General features: G+C 68.7%; 19 protein-coding genes and 1 riboswitch. Of the genes, 11 read left to right on the top strand and 8 right to left on the bottom strand.

The features are described 5' to 3' along the window. Window positions 1–95: 95 nt before the first annotated feature. Both istA and istB read left to right on the top strand, forming a co-directional pair. Window positions 96–1628 (top strand): IS21-like element ISAav1 family transposase, encoded by a 1533-nt coding sequence (gene istA / locus LRM40_RS18905; RefSeq protein ID WP_016495558.1) that lies wholly within the window; start codon window positions 96–98, stop codon window positions 1626–1628. Continuing rightward, window positions 1618–2460 (top strand): IS21-like element ISAav1 family helper ATPase IstB, encoded by an 843-nt coding sequence (gene istB, locus LRM40_RS18900; RefSeq protein WP_016495557.1) that lies wholly within the window; start codon window positions 1618–1620, stop codon window positions 2458–2460. The genes istA and istB overlap by 11 nt, the downstream gene beginning before the upstream one ends. A gap of 45 nt (window positions 2461–2505) precedes the next feature. On the opposite strand, the gene LRM40_RS18895 is transcribed toward istB, so the two are convergent. The 3 genes from LRM40_RS18895 to infA all read right to left on the bottom strand — a co-directional run bounded on the left by LRM40_RS18895 (window position 2506) and on the right by infA (window position 3601). Continuing rightward, entirely contained in the window at window positions 2506–2736 is a 231-nt protein-coding gene (locus LRM40_RS18895; RefSeq protein ID WP_151124411.1) for an NAD(P)H-dependent oxidoreductase, read from the bottom strand. A gap of 196 nt (window positions 2737–2932) precedes the next feature. Beyond that, window positions 2933–3247: an RNA-binding regulator gene (gene rbp, locus LRM40_RS18890; RefSeq protein ID WP_151124410.1), complete on the bottom strand. Its 315-nt coding sequence runs from the start codon at window positions 3245–3247 to the stop codon at window positions 2933–2935. 90 nt (window positions 3248–3337) lie between these two features. Further along, window positions 3338–3601 carry a translation initiation factor IF-1 gene (infA, locus tag LRM40_RS18885; RefSeq protein WP_151124409.1) on the bottom strand — a complete coding sequence of 88 codons (264 nt, stop codon included), beginning with the start codon at window positions 3599–3601 and terminating at the stop codon, window positions 3338–3340. Between the two features lie 667 nt (window positions 3602–4268). On the opposite strand from infA, the gene LRM40_RS18875 reads away from it, so the two are divergent. After that, on the top strand, window positions 4269–4553 hold the full coding sequence (locus LRM40_RS18875) for a metal/formaldehyde-sensitive transcriptional repressor (protein WP_151124408.1): 285 nt from the start codon (window positions 4269–4271) through the stop codon (window positions 4551–4553). A 48-nt stretch (window positions 4554–4601) separates the two neighbouring features. Beyond that, on the top strand, window positions 4602–5711 hold the full coding sequence (locus LRM40_RS18870; RefSeq protein ID WP_151124407.1) for an S-(hydroxymethyl)glutathione dehydrogenase/class III alcohol dehydrogenase: 1110 nt from the start codon (window positions 4602–4604) through the stop codon (window positions 5709–5711). Window positions 5712–5720: 9 nt separating this feature from the next. Here LRM40_RS18870 and LRM40_RS18865 read toward each other — a convergent pair whose 3' ends face one another. The 3 genes from LRM40_RS18865 to LRM40_RS18855 form a co-directional block, all read right to left on the bottom strand. Further along, complete coding sequence (locus tag LRM40_RS18865; protein ID WP_211373000.1) at window positions 5721–7565, bottom strand: methyl-accepting chemotaxis protein; 1845 nt, start codon at window positions 7563–7565, stop codon at window positions 5721–5723. Between the two features lie 226 nt (window positions 7566–7791). Further along, window positions 7792–8775: a CDF family Co(II)/Ni(II) efflux transporter DmeF gene (dmeF, locus tag LRM40_RS18860; protein WP_151124406.1), complete on the bottom strand. Its 984-nt coding sequence runs from the start codon at window positions 8773–8775 to the stop codon at window positions 7792–7794. Window positions 8776–8795: 20 nt separating this feature from the next. Then, window positions 8796–9074, bottom strand: coding sequence for a metal/formaldehyde-sensitive transcriptional repressor (locus LRM40_RS18855; protein ID WP_151124405.1), 279 nt, complete (start codon window positions 9072–9074; stop codon window positions 8796–8798). Between the two features lie 30 nt (window positions 9075–9104). On the opposite strand from LRM40_RS18855, the gene LRM40_RS18850 reads away from it, so the two are divergent. The 7 genes from LRM40_RS18850 (at window position 9105) to LRM40_RS18820 (ending at window position 14797) form a co-directional block, all read left to right on the top strand. Next, complete coding sequence (locus LRM40_RS18850) at window positions 9105–10172, top strand: DMT family transporter (RefSeq protein ID WP_151124404.1); 1068 nt, start codon at window positions 9105–9107, stop codon at window positions 10170–10172. A gap of 33 nt (window positions 10173–10205) precedes the next feature. Further along, a riboswitch (Fluoride riboswitch) is annotated at window positions 10206–10278 on the top strand. Between the two features lie 60 nt (window positions 10279–10338). Continuing rightward, a complete protein-coding gene (crcB, locus tag LRM40_RS18845; protein WP_151124403.1) occupies window positions 10339–10734 on the top strand; it encodes a fluoride efflux transporter CrcB in 396 nt (131 codons plus the stop codon). Window positions 10735–10736: 2 nt separating this feature from the next. Next, entirely contained in the window at window positions 10737–11066 is a 330-nt protein-coding gene (locus LRM40_RS18840) for a DUF190 domain-containing protein (RefSeq protein ID WP_151124402.1), read from the top strand. 108 nt (window positions 11067–11174) lie between these two features. Continuing rightward, entirely contained in the window at window positions 11175–11972 is a 798-nt protein-coding gene (locus LRM40_RS18835) for a COG4705 family protein (RefSeq protein ID WP_151124401.1), read from the top strand. Between the two features lie 57 nt (window positions 11973–12029). Then, a complete protein-coding gene (locus tag LRM40_RS18830) occupies window positions 12030–12788 on the top strand; it encodes a COG4705 family protein (protein WP_151124400.1) in 759 nt (252 codons plus the stop codon). 18 nt (window positions 12789–12806) lie between these two features. Next, window positions 12807–13472, top strand: a complete 666-nt coding sequence (locus LRM40_RS18825) for a response regulator (protein ID WP_151124399.1) — start codon at window positions 12807–12809, stop codon at window positions 13470–13472. Then, complete coding sequence (locus LRM40_RS18820) at window positions 13448–14797, top strand: sensor histidine kinase (protein ID WP_151124398.1); 1350 nt, start codon at window positions 13448–13450, stop codon at window positions 14795–14797. The genes LRM40_RS18825 and LRM40_RS18820 overlap by 25 nt, the downstream gene beginning before the upstream one ends. On the opposite strand, the gene LRM40_RS18815 is transcribed toward LRM40_RS18820, so the two are convergent. Then, window positions 14775–15971, bottom strand: coding sequence for an MFS transporter (locus LRM40_RS18815; protein WP_151124397.1), 1197 nt, complete (start codon window positions 15969–15971; stop codon window positions 14775–14777). The two genes, LRM40_RS18820 and LRM40_RS18815, sit on opposite strands and share 23 nt — an antisense overlap. A gap of 27 nt (window positions 15972–15998) precedes the next feature. Further along, window positions 15999–17231 (bottom strand): anion transporter, encoded by a 1233-nt coding sequence (locus LRM40_RS18810; protein WP_151124396.1) that lies wholly within the window; start codon window positions 17229–17231, stop codon window positions 15999–16001. Between the last annotated feature and the right edge of the window lie 12 nt (window positions 17232–17243).

Raw genomic sequence — 17243 nt, 5'->3', positions numbered from 1 at the left:
GAGCCACTAAAGGGCATCCGTCACGCCCAATTTTGAGCCACGTTATCCACCTACCCTGCTGTTTTTTGCAGCAGTGGGGTGCAGGAGTGATCAACGTGAGCACATTGAGCAAATTGCGCCGCATGGTCCACCGTGACCACCTGAGCGTGCGCGAAGCCAGCCGAAGGCTGGGCATCTCCCGCAATACAGCCGCCAAGTGGCTCGAGGCCGACGAGATGGTCGAGCCCCGCTACCCCAAGCGGGCCTCTCTTCCCAGCGTTCTCGATCCCTACAAGGAACAGCTGGCCACCTGGCTAAAGGCCGACAGCCACCGCAACAAGCGCGAGCGCCGTGGCATCAAGGCCATGTTCCGGGCACTGCAGGCCGTGGGCTACCCTGGCAGCCGAGGCCCGGTCTATGAGTTCGCCAAGCGCTGGCAGCAGGCACAGTCCGACGCGCCAACCCGAATGGCCTTCGTACCCATGAGTTTCGAGATGGGCGAGGCCTTCCAGTTCGACTGGAGCTGCGAGTACCTGTTCGTGGGCGGCCTGCGCAAACGCCTGGAGGCTTCGCACACCAAGCTGGCGGCCAGTCGGGCCTTCATGCTCACCGCCTATTTCAGCCAGGCCCACGAGATGTTGTTCGACGCCCATGCCCGAGCCTTTGCGGCTTTTGGTGGCGTGCCGCGCCGGGGCATCTACGACAACATGAAGACCGCCGTCGACAAGGTTGGTCAGGGCAAGAGCCGCACCGTCAATGCGCGCTTCGAGGCCATGACGGGTCACTACCTGTTCGAGCCAGAGTTCTGCAACCGCGCCGCTGGCTGGGAGAAGGGTATCGTCGAGAAGAACGTGCAGGATCGCCGTCGTGGCATCTGGATGGAGGCAGCGGAACGCCGCTGGCCCGACCTGGAGAGCCTCAATGCGTGGCTGCACCAGGCTTGCCTGGACGCCTGGCATGAGCTGCCTCACCCCGAGTGGCCAGAGCTGACGATCGCCGACGTCTGGCAGCAAGAGCAGACGCACCTGATGCCCAACCCTGCGCCATTTGATGGCTATGTCGAGCAGATGGCCAGGGTCACAGCCACCTCGCTGATCCACTACCAGCGCAATCGCTACAGCGTGCCATGCGAGTGGGCCCACACCAGTGTCAGCGTGCGGGCTTATCCCGATCGCCTGGTGGTGGTCGGTGCCAACTCGGAATCGCCAGAACAGCCGGTGAGCCTGCCGCGCAGCTTCGAGCGTGGCCAGACCTTGTACGACTGGCGGCACTACGTCAGCTTGCTCGAACGCAAGCCCGGCGCTTTGCGCAACGGCGCCCCCTTCAAGACCATGCCCGAGCCCTTGCAGCATCTGCAAGCGCACCTGCTTCGCCACCCTGGCGGCGACCGGGTGATGGCCCAGGTGCTCATGGCCATCACCCTGCACGGGCTCGATGACGTGCTGGTGGCCGTGGAGTTGGCGCTGCAATCGGGCCGCGTGAGCGCAGACCATGTGCTCAACGTGCTGGCCAGGCTCAAGGAGCCCCAAGCCGTGCAAAGCCTGCCTGAAGCAGCCTTGCCTTCACTGACGCTGCACGAGCCGCCTCAGGCCGACGTGTCGCGCTACGACAGCCTGCGCCAGTCCCAGGAGGATGACCATGTCCAATGACATCGCAGCAAGCCTCAAGGGCTTGAGCCTGCACGGCATGGCCAGTGCCTGGCCGGAACTGCTGGGCATCGCCCGGCTCAAATCGCTCGACCACGAAGCCCTGCTGCATCAGCTCATCAAGGCCGAGGGTGCACATCGGGAAGTGCGCTCCATGGCCTACCAGATGCGGGCGGCCCGATTCCCGCACCACCGCGACCTGGCTGGCTTTGCCTTTGATCAGGCGCAGGTGGACGAGGCGCTGGTGCGTCAGCTGCACGAGTTCAAGTTCATCGACTCAGCCCACAACGTGGTCTTCGTGGGCGGCCCTGGCACGGGCAAAACACACCTTGCCACAAGCCTGGGCGTTCATGCCATCCGTGCACATGGTAAGCGGGTGCGCTTCTTCTCGACCGTCGAGCTGGTCAATCTGCTGGAGGCCGAGAAAGCTCAAGGTAAGGCCGGGCAACTGGCACATCGGCTCATGTACGTGGATCTCGTCATCCTCGACGAGATGGGCTATTTGCCCTTCAGTCAAGCCGGTGGGGCCTTGCTGTTCCACCTGCTGTCCAAGCTGTACGAGCGCACCAGCGTGGTCGTCACCACCAACCTGTCGTTCTCGGAGTGGGCCAGCGTGTTCGGCGACGCCAAGATGACCACCGCGCTACTCGACCGACTCACCCATCACTGCCACATCGTCGAAACCGGCAACCAGAGCTGGCGCTTCAGGCACTCGACTGCACAACCGTCTTCGATCATCAGAGCCACACGAACCAAAACGGCCAAAGGAGCACCCCAGACAGATCACGCAGTAGACTTATCCACATCCGAACAGTCCATTTCTTCGTCAACTTAGTGGCTCAGTTTTGGACGTGACGCCTGGCTCAGTTTTGCTCGTGATTCAACAGGGGGTGGCCACGACGACCACATCGGCGGCCTCCACGGCCTCGACAGCGGCGACCAGCGAGGGGTCGCGGAATTCGGCCCGCAGAATGGCCTGGGCGGGCAGATCGGCCACCTCGATCAGGCGACTGTGGCCGCCGGCGGCCTCCAGCTGGGCCAGGGCCTGGCGCAGCAGCGCTGTGGAACGGGAGGGGCGGGTCGGGCTGCCCGCGATGCCGACGATGTTCATGGTGAAGTCCGTGTTGTCAAATCAACAGGGCTTCACCTTAGCCAGTCGCTGGATCGCGACCAACGAAGGAAATCCGTCTTGGATATCCGGTCCGCGCACAGAGCGACGCGGAACCCTTCACCCGCACCGTGGGCGCGGGTGGGTCAGCGGCCGGGGCTCGGCGCTGAAAGCGCCAGGCCCCGCCAACCGCCAACGATCAGTAGCTGCGACGCTGGAAGCCGCCGCGGTTGCCACCACCGCCGAAGCCGCCGGCCGGGCGCTCTTCACGGGGACGGGCCACGTTGACGACCATCTCGCGGCCACCGAAGGACTCGCCGTTCATGCCGCGGATGGCGGCCTGGGCTTCATCGCCCGAGCCCATTTCCACGAAGCCGAAGCCCTTGGAACGGCCGCTGTCGCGGTCCATCATGACCTTGGCCGAGGTGACCTGGCCGAAGGCGGAGAAGTGTTGTTGCAGGTCGTCGTCGCCCATGGAATAGGGCAGATTGCCGACGTAGAGCTTGTTGTCCATGATGGACCCTTTCAGAGAAGCCGCGTGTTCAGGATCGCCCGCTGCGGCAGCACGTGGCAATCAAGGTGGCCCGCGAACGGGCCGTGTTCGTCAGAACTTCCGACGCCGGGCCGCAGGGGCGCCGCCGCTGCGGGGTTCCAGGTGACGGAAGGTGATGCGCCCCTTGTTCAGGTCGTAGGGCGAGAGTTCCAGCGAGACCTTGTCGCCGGCCAGGATGCGGATGTGGTGCTTGCGCATCTTGCCGCCGGTGTAGGCCACCAGGCTGTGGCCGTTTTCCAGCGTCACGCGAAAGCGCGAATCGGGCAGAACTTCGTCCACCTGGCCACGCATTTCGATGAGTTCTTCTTTGGTCATGGATGATCCTTGTGCAAGAACGTGCCGGGCTGCCGTTCAGGCCGGCAACGCGGGTTGACGCAGGTATTCCAGGCCCTGGGCCATCGCGTAACGCGAAGCCGCACGGTGCGTGGAAAACAGGGGAGTGAACCGGAAGACCCGGTCATGGGAGGCGGAACCTGTGCCACTGCGGATGGACAGGGACGCTGCAAAGTGACCGGTGTCGGTCCGTTGGGTCATCGAGGACAGGACATACCGGCCCACGGTGCGGGTGCGAGGAGAAGCAGAAATCAATGGGTTTTCATGGCACCGGCCAGCAAGGCTCGGCGCGAAAGGCCTGGCAGGGATCGGGGACCGCGCCAGCGCCGGAAGAAAGAGAAGATCAGGATCCTGAAGCCTGGATGAACCGCCAAGTGCGGGGCGTCAGGAACGTTGAACCAGACGAAGCTTGCCTGGGTTGCCAGGTGACCGCGTGAGATGGATCCAACCTGGGGGAGCCGCCTTGCACGCGGCGTGCGGGACACACGGCGTACGGCGGACTCAAAGCTGCGGAGGTAAGCGAAACTGCAGCTAACTCGGTGAGTGTATCAGGTTTTCTCGGATCAGGAAGAAGTATCGCAGCGCCCTGCCCAGGGCCCTGTGGCAGGGGTGGCCTCTGTATACTGACCCCCAGTATCAAGGAGCCACCATGCCGCACTCGCCCGCCGAGCGCAAACGCGTCGTCACCCGGCTGCGCCGCATCAAGGGCCAGGCCGAGGCGCTGGAGCGCGCGGTCGAGGCCGGCACCGAGTGCGTGGACCTGCTGCAGCAGTTGGCCGCACTGCGCGGCGCCACCTACGGCCTGATGGCCGACGTGCTGGAAAGCCACATGCGGGAGACCTTCGGTTCCGCCACGGCCCAGCCGCCCGATGCCCCCGCCCAGGACGCCGAGGTGGACCACATGGTCCGCATGCTGCGCTCCTTCCTCCGCTGACCTCCCGGACGCCATCCGGATGACCTCCTCCAACCAAGGACCCCGACCATGAAATCCCGTGCCGCCGTTGCCTTTGCCGCTGGCCAGCCCCTGCAGGTCGTCGAGATCGACGTCGCCCCGCCGCAGAAGGGCGAGGTGCTGATCAAGATCACCCACACCGGTGTCTGCCACACCGACGCCTTCACCCTCAGCGGCGACGACCCCGAGGGCCTGTTCCCGGTGGTGCTGGGCCATGAGGGCGCCGGCATCGTCGTGGAGGTGGGCGAAGGCGTCACCAGCGTCAAGCCGGGCGACCACGTCATTCCGCTCTACACCGCCGAGTGCGGCGAGTGCCTGTTCTGCAAGAGCGGCAAGACCAATCTGTGCGTGTCGGTGCGCGCCACCCAGGGCAAGGGCGTGATGCCCGACGGCACCACCCGCTTCTCGTACAACGGCCAGCCGATCTACCACTACATGGGCTGCTCGACCTTCAGCGAGTACACCGTGGTGGCCGAAGTATCGCTGGCGAAGATCCACCCCGACGCCAACCCCGAGCAGGTCTGCCTGCTGGGCTGCGGCGTGACCACCGGCCTGGGCGCGGTGAAGAACACCGCCAAGGTGCAGCCGGGCGACTCCGTGGCCGTGTTCGGCCTGGGCGGCATCGGCCTGGCGGTGGTGCATGGTGCCCAGATGGCCGGCGCCGGCCGCATCATCGCGGTGGACACCAACCCGGACAAGTTCGCGCTGGCCAAGACCTTCGGCGCCACCGACTGCGTGAACCCCAAGGACTTCGACAAGCCCATCCAGCAGGTCATCGTCGAGATGACGGGCTGGGGCGTGGATCACAGCTTCGAGTGCATCGGCAACGTCAACGTGATGCGCGCCGCGCTGGAATGCGCCCACCGCGGCTGGGGCCAGTCGGTCATCATCGGCGTGGCCGGCGCGGGCCAGGAGATCTCCACCCGCCCCTTCCAGCTGGTGACGGGCCGCAAGTGGCTGGGCACCGCCTTCGGCGGCGTCAAGGGCCGCAGCGAGCTGCCGGGCATGGTCGAGCAGGCCATGAAGGAGGAGATCAAGCTCGCCCCCTTCGTGACCCACACCATGCCGCTGTCGGACATCAACGAGGCCTTCGACCTGATGCACGACGGAAAGTCGATCCGCTCCGTCGTGCACTACTGAGGCAGAGGTTCAGGCCGTGGCCAGCTTGCCCAGCAGGGTGATCTGGTCCACGCTGTCGCGCATCGCGTCCATCTGCTTGGCCATGTCCTTCAGATTGGACAGGCAGACCGAGATCTTGCGCCGCTCCTCTTCGGTGTCGGCGCTCATGTTGGCGATCTTCTCGGCCGCGGCAATGCTCTGCTGGGCCATCTGCTGGGTGGTGTCCACCGTCTGCCCGGCCACTGCGCGGATGCGGGCGATGGCATCCACCGCGCCGGTGATGTCCTTGCGGGTGGTGTCGGCCTGGCTCTTGGACGACTGCGCCAGGCGCCGCACCTCCTCGGCCACCACCGAGAAGCCGCGTCCAGCGTCGCCCGCGCGGGCGGCTTCCACCGCGGCGTTCAGGGCGAGCAGGTTGGTCTGGTCGGCGATGCGGCCGATGCCGGAGGTGACCTGGCTGATGCCGCTGGAGATGCGCTCGAGCTCGGTGAGCTCGCTCTCCAGCTTGTCCTGGGCGCCCCGGGTGTGCAGGGCCGCGTCGCTGAGCGAGCGGATGTTGGTCTCGGCCACGTTCAGCGCCTGGGACTGCAGCGAGGTCGCGTGCTCCAGCTGCGGCAGGGCCTGCAGCAGCGGTTCCACGTTCTGCTGGTAGGCCACCACCCGCTCCATCATCCCGGACTGGATGGTGTGCATGGCCTCCCAGCGGTGCAGCGCGCGCTGCGCGTAGTGCGCGGAATAGGCCGCGTACTGCACCGGGAACTGGCTCATCGCCTTGATGTTGCGGTCGAAGAAGACCAGGGCCGACAGGGTCTGGTTGATGGGCACGCCCAGGATCTCGCCGAAGCTGGAGAAGCCCGCGGCCGGGATGCGGTCGAAGAAGCGGGCCTGGCCCAGCTGGCCGGCATTGCCCACGCGGCGCAGCACGCAGTCGTTGAGCAGCATGCCCAGCGGCTGGGGCTTGCCGGACATGAAGCGGGCCCAGTCGCGCTCGGTGCTCTCGACGAAGGGCGTGGCACGCAGCAGGTGCAGCCGGTCACCGAACTCCAGGTCGCAGAAGAAGGTGATGTGGTCGGCGCCGATGCTGGCCACCGAGCGGATGAAGAACTCGTCGTCCACCTTCACCGCGAAGGTCATGTTCTGCAGGCGCGCCCCCAGCTCCGAAGGCTGGCAGCGGAACTGCTCGCACAGCAGCTCGATCACCGGGCGCGGGCGGTTGTGCGCGTCCAGCACCGAATGCACGGTGCGCGAGACCGGATCGGCCTGGGCCACCAGCCAGCTCTGGTTGGTGGGCTCGAAGTTCTGGGACTTGAAGGGCGCGAAGGACTTGCCGCGCGCCATCTCGCAGAAGATGACCGCCGCCTTGTGCTGCACCACGCCCTGGCGGGTGCCGATGTAGGTGGCGCCCAGGTCCAGCGGTCCGCCGGCCGAGCCGCCGATGGCCAGGCAGGGGAAGCGACCGCTGGCGTACCAGGCCTGCATCAGAAAGCCCTCGGAGGCCGAGACACCGTCGCAATAGACCAGCGCGAAATGGCGCTCGGCCGACAGCGGCATCTGCAGGGACAGGCGGTCCAGCTCGCCGCGGATGGCGCTCACCCGCTTCTTGGCGGAATGCTCGCCGTTCACATGCAGGTCCACCAGATGCAGCTCGTGCCGACCGATCAGGGCCTTGGGCAGGTACAGCCAGCTGCCCTCCACCGTATTGGCTTCGCAGTAGGTGGAGGCTCCCGCCGCAGAGCACAGCGCCCCGGAGGACGACAGGGCCACCACGGTCAGACCTTCAGGCGCCAACTGCTGCCAGGCCGCGTTCACCCGGCCGAAGTCGGCACCGGGCGGCACGAAGACCATCAGCAACCCACGGGCACCACGCAGACCCACGCTCCCCAGGGAAGTCGGCAGGGCCTGGCAGTTGAACGCCCCCCCGACGGGGCGTGTGGCGTGCGAAGAAGGGGAAAGGCATGGCAGCGGTTGTCTCCAGGCAGTGGAAAAACCTGGGCCGGCGCGCTCTGTGGCACGCGCGACCCCAGGGATCAGAATTACCTGACAGATTAGAGACTTTGCCGCCAGGGCTGCCTCGGAACAGCGCCCGATTGACCCGCCTGTTTCAGGGATGAGCCGGGCAGTGGTGGATCTCGATGGTGCTGTGCACCACCTCCTCGTGCACCGACAGGCGCTGGCGCACGACATCGGGCGTGAGCTGCGGATCGTGCGTCACCACCGTCAGGGCGCAGGCATAGGCGCCCTGGCCGACGCGCCAGACATGCAGGTCGGCCAGGCGGCTGTCGCCGGTGCCGGCATCGGCCTCCACCACCTCGCGGATCTCATCGACCACCGGGTGGTCCATCTCCCGGTCCAGCAGCACCTTGGCGGTGTCCACCACCAGGCCCTTGGCCCACACGCCCACCAGCACCGCACCCACCAGGCCCATCAGCGGGTCCAGCCAGGACCAGCCCCAGAGCCAGCCGCCCACCAGCGCCGCGATGGCCAGCACCGAGGTGGCCGCATCGGCGATGACGTGCACATAGGCCGACTTCAGGTTGAGGTCATGATGGCCGAGGTCGTCGTGGCCATGCCCCACATGTCCGTGGTGATGGCCATGGCCGTGGCCATGCCCGTGGTCGTGCCCATGGTGGTGGGCCTGGCCGAGGATCAGCGCGCAGACGATGTTGACCACCAGGCCCAGCACCGCGACCACGATGGCTTCCTGGTAGTGGATGGGCGCGGGGCTGAGGATGCGCTCCACCGAGCCCACCACCATCAGCGCCGCCACCCCCAGCAGGAAGATGGCGCTGGCGAAGCCGCCCAGGATCTCGATCTTCCAGGTGCCGAAGGCGAAACGCGGGTCCTGCGCGTGGCGGCGCGCCAGCGCGTAGGCCGCAGCCGACAGGCCGATGGCCACCGCGTGCGAGCTCATGTGCCAGCCGTCGGCCAGCAGGGCCATGGAGTTGAACCACCAGCCGGCGACGATCTCCACCACCATCATGGCGGCGGTGATCCACATCACCACGCGGGTGCTGCGCTCGGCCGCGGCATTGCCGCTGTCGAAGCGGTGTTCGTGCGTCCAGCGCGACAGGTCTTCGGTGTGCATGGGATTCCTTCGTGTTGCAGTCAGCGCAGGTAGCTGCGCAGCACCTCGATCAGCTCGTCGGCGCCCTGGGTGCGCTCGGCCGCATCGGTGATGGCCGGGTCGGCGATGTGCGAGCGCACATGGTCTTCCAGCACCTCGGCCATCAGGCCGTTCATCGCGCCGCGCACGCCGGCGATCTGGTGCAGCACCTCGGCGCAGCCCTTCTCGGCCTCCAGCGAACGCTCCAGCGCTTCCACTTGCCCCCGGATGCGGCGCACCCGGGCCAGCAGCTTGGCTTTGTCTTGAACGGTGTGACTCATGGGGTCGTCGTCTTTATAGAATAGGGGGGTATGGTATCAAAATCACCCTCCCCCGCTGCCCGTTGGCCCGCCCTGCGGGGTGGCCTTGTCGCCCTGCTGGCGGCCGTGCTCTTCGGCGTCAGCACCCCGCTGGTGCAACGGTGGGGGGCGGGCCTGGGCAGCTTCACCACCGCCGGCCTGCTCTACGCCGGCGCGGCCCTGGTGGGGCTGCTGCTGCGCCAGCCCGTGGAGCGCGAAGCCCGGCTGCGCCGCGCCGACCTGCCCCGGCTGGCCTGGATGGCCCTGTTCGGCGCGGCCATCGGCCCGGTGGCCCTGGCCTGGGGCCTGCAGCACACCAGTGGCACCAGCGCCTCGCTGATGCTGACGCTGGAGGCGGTGTTCACCGCCCTGCTGGCCCGCGCCTGGTACCACGAGAGCCTGGACCGGCGGGTCCAACTGGCCCTGGCCCTGCTGACGCTGGGCGGCATGGCCCTGGTGCTGGACCGGGCCCACGGCAGCAGCGGCCAGTGGCTGGGCCTGCTGGCGGTGCTGCTGGCCACCGCCGCCTGGGGCATGGACAACACACTCTCGCGCGCGCTGGCCGAGCGGGACCCCGGCCAGGTGGTGATGTTCAAGGGCCTGCTGGGCGCCCTGGCCACGCTGGGCCTGGCGGCGGCCCTGGGCGAGGGCTGGCCCGCCGCCGGCCCGGCCCTGGCCCTGCTGGGCGTGGGCGCCACCGGCTACGGCCTGAGCCTGCGCTTCTACCTGCTGGCCCAGCGCGCCTTCGGGGCGGCGCGCACCGGCTCGGTCTTCGCCTTCGCCCCCTTCGTCGGCGCCGTGCTGGCCTGGGCCATGGGGGCGCAGTCGGGTGGCCCCTGGCTGCTGGTGGGCGCCGCGCTGATGGCCGCCGGCATCGTGCTGCACCTGGCCGAGCGCCACGATCACCTGCACCAGCACGAGGCCCTGACGCACGAGCACGCCCACACCCACGACGACGGCCACCACGACCATCTCCATGACCGGATGCCCTCCGGCCCGCACAGCCACCCCCATCGGCACCACCCCGTGCGGCACGCCCACGAGCATGTGCCGGACGAGCATCACCGCCACATGCACTGAGGCTCGGGAGGCCGTGGGGGATCTGCTAAGCTGCACATCACAGGAGATGGCATGCCTCCTCGAACCGCCGCGCCGTCCGGTGCGTGCTGATGATGCCTGCGCAATTTCCCGGGAGGGATGCGTGGCCGCGTCCTTCCTTCTGCCGTGAACGAAAGGACGTGTCCGAATGCTTGCCGTCTTGGCCATCGCCCTGGGCGCCTCGTTGGGTGCCCTGCTGCGCTGGGTGCTGGGCAACCAGCTCAATGCCGTGTTCCCCTTCCTGCCGCCGGGCACGCTGGCGGCCAACCTGCTGGGGGGCTACCTGATCGGGCTGGCCGTGGCCTTCTTCGCCACCCACCCCACCCTGCCCCCGGAATGGCGGCTCTTCGCCGTCACCGGCTTTCTGGGCGGGCTCACCACCTTCTCCACCTTCTCCGCCGAGGTCGTCACCCAGCTGATGGCCGGCCGCCTGACCTGGGCCCTGGCGGCTGTGGCGGTGCATGTGGGCGGCAGCCTCGTGATGACGCTGCTGGGCATCGGCACCGTCACCCTGGTGCGCAACCTCCGGCTGGCAGGAGCATGACCATGCAAGGCTTCCAGATCACCATCTTCACCGGCGAAGGCCGGCGCCACGGCCATCAGACCATGGGCGCCTGGCTGCTGGAGACCGTCCGGCAGCTGGGCATCCGCGGCGCCACACTCAGCACCGGCGTGGAAGGCATCGGCCGCGACGGTCGGCTGCATTCGGCCCATTTCTTCGAGCTGGCAGACCAGCCGGTGACCCTGACCCTGGTGGTGACCGAGGCGCAATGGGCCCTCCTGGCCCAGGCGCTCACTCAGGCCCAGGCCGATCTTTTCTACGTCAAGGTGCCGGCGGAGTTCGGCGTGCTGGGGGCCCCCAACCCGCCGGCCTGAGCCGCCAGGGCCGCACAGGCCACACAGGTCGGCCACACAGGTCCTATGGCCCGCCTAAGTCAGGCCGGCCAGACTGCGCGCCATTGCACTCACGAAGAGGAAGGCGCCATGAACACCGTGCCCGCACACCCTGCCCCGGGGTGGCTGAACAAGGTCCCCGAAGTCACGCTCTCGTTCTGGATCATCAAGATCCTGTCCACCACGGTGGGCGAGACCGGGGCCGACTTCCTGGCCTTCGACATGGGTTGGGGCCTGGGTCCGACCTGCGGGGTGATGGGGGCGCTGCTGTTGGCTGTGCTGTTCGCGCAGTTGCACACCCGCCGTCACGTGCCATGGGTCTACTGGTTGACAGTGGTCCTGGTCAGCGTGGTCGGAACGCAGATCACCGACCTGCTCACCGACGCCCTGGGCGTGCCCCTGTGGCTCAGCACCGCCGCTTTCGCGGCCCTGCTCGCGGTGATCTTCGCGCGCTGGCGTCGCCGGGAGGGCACGCTGTCCATCCATGCCATCGTGACGCGCCGGCGCGAGCTCTTCTACTGGGCTGCCATCCTCTGCACCTTCGCGCTGGGCACGGCCGCCGGTGATCTGGCCACCGAGGCCCTGGGCTTGGGCTTTGCGCGGGGCGCGCTGGCCTTCGGCACGCTGATCGGACTGACCTGGGCCACCTGGCGCCTGGGCGGCCCTGCCGTGCTCACCTTCTGGATCGGCTACATCCTGACCCGCCCCTTCGGTGCGACCCTGGGCGATCTGCTGACCCAAACCCCGGCCGACGGCGGCCTGGGCCTGGGCGGCCCCTGGACCAGCGCCTCGTTCCTGGCGGTGATCGTCCTGCTGGTGGCCGCCTCGCAGTGGGGCCTGGCCCGGCCCCGGTCCCCCGCCGGCCCGACCACCCCGCCCCTCGGCTGACCGCCGCCACGGCCGGCCCCACGCCCGCACGCAAGTCCCCGTCGAAAGCACCCTGACATGCCACACACCTCCGAACGCAGCCTGGCCAAGGTCCCCGAAGTCACCCTGGGCTTCTGGCTGATCAAGATCGCCGCCACCACGCTGGGCGAAACCGGCGGCGATGCCGTCTCCATGTCCATGAACCTGGGCTACCTGCTCAGCACCGGCATCTTCGCGGCCATCTTCATCGCGGCCGTGCTCGCCCAGATCAGGGCCAAGGGCTTCCACCCCCTGCTGTACTGGACGACCATCATCGCCACCACCACCGTGGGCACCACGCTGGCAGACTTCGCGGACCGTTCCCTGGGCATCGGCTATGCCGGTGGCTCGGGCCTGCTGCTGGCCCTGCTGGCCGGAGCCCTCCTGGCCTGGCACCGCAGCCTCGGCTCGGTGTCGGTCAGCACCGTCAGCTCGCCCCGGGCCGAGGCCTTCTACTGGCTGACGATCATGTTCTCCCAGACCCTGGGCACGGCGCTGGGCGACTGGACGGCCGACACCGCCGGCCTGGGCTACACCGGCGCCGCCGTGGTCTTCGGTGCGCTGCTGCTCCTGGTCGTGCTGGCCTACCGCTGGACAGCGATGTCACGCACAGTGCTGTTCTGGGCGGCCTTCATCCTGACCCGTCCGCTGGGGGCGGTGGTCGGCGACTTCCTGGACAAGCCCCTGAGTGCCGGCGGCCTGGCACTGAGCCGATACTCGGCCTCGGCCGCCCTGCTGGCCTTCATGCTGGCGGGCATCGTGGTGTTCCGGCAGCGGGCAGCACGAACGGCGCACTGACACCGGAGCACAGGCGCAATGCGGGTATTGCTGATCGAGGACGATCCCATGATCGGGCAGGCCATCCAGGCGGCCCTGAGGGACGCCGGCCACGCCGCCGACTGGGTGCGCGAGGGGCGGCAGGCTCTGGCCAGCCTGAGCTGCCATGCCTACGATCTGGTGCTGCTGGACCTGGGCCTGCCCGACCAGGACGGCCACGCGGTGCTGGCCGGCATCCGGGCGCGCGACAACCCGGTGCCGCTGCTCATCATCACCGCCCGCGACGAACTGGACGACCGCCTGCGCGGCCTGGACGGCGGCGCGGACGATTACCTGGTCAAGCCCTTCCCGATGGCGGAACTGCTGGCGCGCATGCGCGCCGTGCTGCGCCGCAAGGGCGGAGCCGCCACGCCGGTGCTCGGCAACGGGAAGGTGTCACTGGATCCGGCCACCAAGGTCGCCAGCCTGGCCGGCGGGCAGGCGACACAGCTGTCCAACCGCGAGTTCTCGCTGCTGCACGCGTTGCTGGTCCGCCCGGGGGCCATTCTCTCGCGCAGCGAACTGGAGGAACGCATCTACGGCTGGGGTGAGGAGGTGGAAAGCAATGCGGTGGAGTATCTGATCCACGCGCTGCGCACCAAGCTCGGGCGCGAGGTCATCAAGAACGTCAGGGGCGTGGGATGGATGGTTTCCAAGGACGTCTGAACGGCTCGGTCCAGCACAAGCTCTCGCTGATCCTGTCGCTGGTCATCCTCGGGGTGGCCGTCGTCGCGGGAGCGTTCGCTTTCCAGAATGCCTTCGACGAGGCACACGAACTGCAGGACGACATGCTGCGCCAGATCGCGCAGCTCATGGACCACCAGCGCCTGTCCCCCGAGCCGCCCGCGGTGGCGGCCAGCGCCGTCAACGCGGACGAGGAGTCCCGGGTGTTCGTCCAGCGCGTCGGCACGATCCCCCCCTCCCGGCTGAGCGTGGACGAGAGCGGCGTCCTGCCGATCCCGGCCACGGTGCCCGACGGCCTGCACACCCTGGACATCCGCGGCGAAGCCTTTCGTGTCCTGGTCAGGACGACCACCGCGGGCGAACGCATCGCCGTGGCCCAGGAAGCCGGCCTGCGCAACGAGATCGCCCGTGACGGCGCGCTGCGCACCGTGATGCCGCTGCTGATCCTCGTGCCGGTGCTGCTGCTCATCGTGGCCGACCTGGTGCGCAAGATGTTCCGACCCATCGCGGCGCTGTCTCAGGAGGTGGACCAGCGCGCCGGACAGGCGCTGCACCCGCTCGACGACGCGCACCTGCCGGCCGAGGTGCAGCCCTTCGCGCGCGCCATCAATGGCCTGCTGGCCCGGGTCGAGCAAACGGTCACGGGCCAGCGCCGCTTTGTCGCGGATGCGGCACACGAGCTGCGCTCGCCGCTGACCGCCCTGTCACTGCAGGCCGATCGGCTGGCCGAGACCGCGCTGCCGCCCCCGGCCCGCGAGCGGCTCGATGCCTTGCGCCAGGGCATTGCGCGCAGCCGCAATCTGCTGGACCAGCTGCTGGCCCTGGCCAAGGCGCAGTCCGACACCCGGTCGCTGGCGACCCGGGTGTCCGTCCAACAGATCTACCGCCAGGTGCTGGAGGAGCTGATGCCCCTGGCCGAGGCCCGGCAGATCGACATCGGGGTGGAGGGCACGCAGAACGTGACGGTGTGGGCCAGCGAACTGGACCTGTTCACCCTGGTCCGCAACCTGGTGGACAACGCCATCCGTTACACGCCCGAGGGCGGGCGGGTCGATCTGATCGCCGAGGTGTCGGAAGGCCAGGCCGTGCTGCGGGTGCGCGATAGCGGACCCGGCATCTCCCCGGCCGATCGCGACCGGGTCTTCGATCCCTTCTACCGCACGCCCGGCTCGGCGCAGATGGGCTCCGGGCTGGGCCTGTCCATCGTCCAAGCCATCGCCCAGCGGCTGGGGGCTCGCATCCAGCTGGACTTCGCCGATCCGGCCGGGCAGACCGGCCTGGAGATCACCGTCCGCTTTCCGCGCTGAGGCGCCGGACCGCAGCGGGGTGGCGCAGCAGCAGCGCCAGGCTGAGCACCGCAAAGCCCGCACCGGCCCAGAAGGTGGCGCCGGGCCCGAAAGCGTCCCACAGGCCACCGGCCACCACGCTGGCCAGCAGCATCGCCAGGCCGCTGGCCAGGTTGAACACGCCATAGGCCGTGCCGCGCAGCGGCGCCGGCGCGGTGTCGGCCACCATGGCGGCCAGCAGGCCCTGGGTCATGCCCATGTGGATGCCCCACAGTGCCACGCCAGCCAGGAGGCCCGGCAGGCCGACGGCGCGCGCCAGCAGCACGTCCGAGGCGATGAGCACCACGAGCCCGGCCCCCAGCAGCCGGGTGTGGGACACCCGGTCCGCCAGCCAGCCGAAGGGGTAGGCACTGGCGGCATAGATCACGTTCATCGCCACCATCACCAGCGGCACCAGGGCCATGGACACGCCCAGCTGCTGGGCCCGCAGCACCAGGAAGGCCTCGCTGAAACGGGCCAGCGTGAACACGCTGCCCAGCGCCACCACCCACCAGTAGCCGGGGCCGAGCAGGCGCAGCGTCTCGCGGCGGATGGGGTTGACCCGCCGCTCGCCGCTGTGGCGCTCGGGTTCACGCACCCCCAGGGCCAGCACCGCCACCGCGATCACGCCCGGCACCACCGCCACCCAGAACACGGCGCGGAAATCGTCGGCCCACAGCAGCATGAAGGCGGTGGCCAGCAGCGGGCCCAGGAAGGCCCCCACGGTGTCCAGCGACTGGCGCAGGCCGAAGGCCGCGCCGCGCACCTCGGGTGGCGTCAGGTCGGCCACCAGGGCGTCGCGCGGGGCCCCGCGGATGCCCTTGCCCACCCGGTCCACCAGACGGGCCGCCACCACCAGCCCGGCCCCGGTGGCCAGGGCGAAGAAGGGCTTGGTGACCGCCCCCAGTGCATAGCCCAGCAGGGCCAGGCCCTTGCGCTTGCCCAGCCAGTCGCTGAGCACGCCGGAGAACACCTTGACGATCAGCGCGGTCGATTCCGCCAGGCCCTCGATCAGGCCGATGGCGGTGGCCGACACCCCCAGCGAGGTGGCCAGGAACATCGGCAGCAGGCTGTGGATCATCTCCGAGGAGATGTCCATGAACATGCTGACCAGGCCCAGGGCCCAGATGGCGGCGGGGATGCGGGGACGTGTCATGTTTCAGCCCAAACGTCAGCCAAAACGTCAGCCCAGACGCCAGGCCAGGTAAGCCGCCACCACACCCAGCGTGACCAGCGTCACCGGCACGCCCAACGCAGCGTGGCGGCGCCAGTCGATCACCACGCCCCGGCGGCGGGCCGCATCGACCACGATGATGTTGGCGATGCTGCCCACGATGAACAGGTTGCCGGCAAAGGTGCTGACCAGGGCCAGCAGCGGACCGTCCAGCGGGTGGGTGGCCACCGGCAGCAGCAGCATCACGGCCGGCACGTTGGAGACGATGTTGGACAGCACGAAGGTGGCCAGCGCCATCGGCCCGGGCTGGTCCAGGTGCACGCCGTGCGCGGCGATGTCGGCCACCAGGCGCTGCGGCAGGCCGGTGTGCTGCAAGGCCGCGTTGACGACGAACAGGCCGACAAAGAGCACCAGCAACTCCCAGTCCACCAGGCCCAGCACCCGGCTGGAGCGCATGCGCCGGCTCATCAGCAGCAGGCCCGCGCCCACCAGGGCCACCACCTCGCGCGGCCAGTCGGTGAACAGAAAGGCCAGCAGCACCCCGGCCGCCACGCCCAGGCCCTTGGCGGTCTGCCAGCGGTCCAGCGGCACGGCCTCGGCATCCCCCGCCGGGGCGGGGCCGGCGGCGTTGTCGGCCAGCATCCAGCGCCCGCGCACGCTCAGCACCACCAGCGCCCAGGTCAGGCCCAGGCCCACGGCCACCGGCAGCAGGGCCTCGGCCATGTAGCCGCCGAAGTGCAGCTGCAGCGTCTGGCCGATCAGCATGTTCTGCGGGTTGCCGATCAGCGTGGCGGCCGAGCCGATGTTGGCCGCGCAGGCCAGCGCCAGCGCGAACGGCACCGGGTCCAGCCGGCGGCGCAGGCAGGCCTCCACCAGCACCGGCGCCACCGCCAGGCACACCACATCGTTGCTGAACACCGCCGACAGACCGCCGGCCACCACCACCAGCGCCGCCAGCAAACCGGGCGGGCCCAGCTTCAGGCCGGCCAGGCGCAAGGTCACCCAGTCGTAGAAGCCGCCCAGCTGCATCTGGGCCGAGACCACCATGAAGGCGAACAGCAGCAGCACCGTGGGCAGGTGCACCGCCTGCGCGGCCGCGTCCACCGAGATGGCCTCGGTGCCGATCATGGCGATGGCCCCCAGCAGGGCCACGCCGGTGCGGTCCAGCTGGAGAAAGGGCAGCCCACCCAGGATCATGCCCAGGTAGACCAGCACGAAAATGGTCAGAACGACGGTGGTCACGCGTCGATTGTC

This window comes from Ideonella dechloratans (assembly GCF_021049305.1).
GTDB lineage: Bacteria > Pseudomonadota > Gammaproteobacteria > Burkholderiales > Burkholderiaceae_C > Ideonella > Ideonella dechloratans.
The sequence above is the reverse complement of the archived record's forward strand: the minus strand, read 5'-3'. Positions and strand labels throughout refer to the sequence as shown.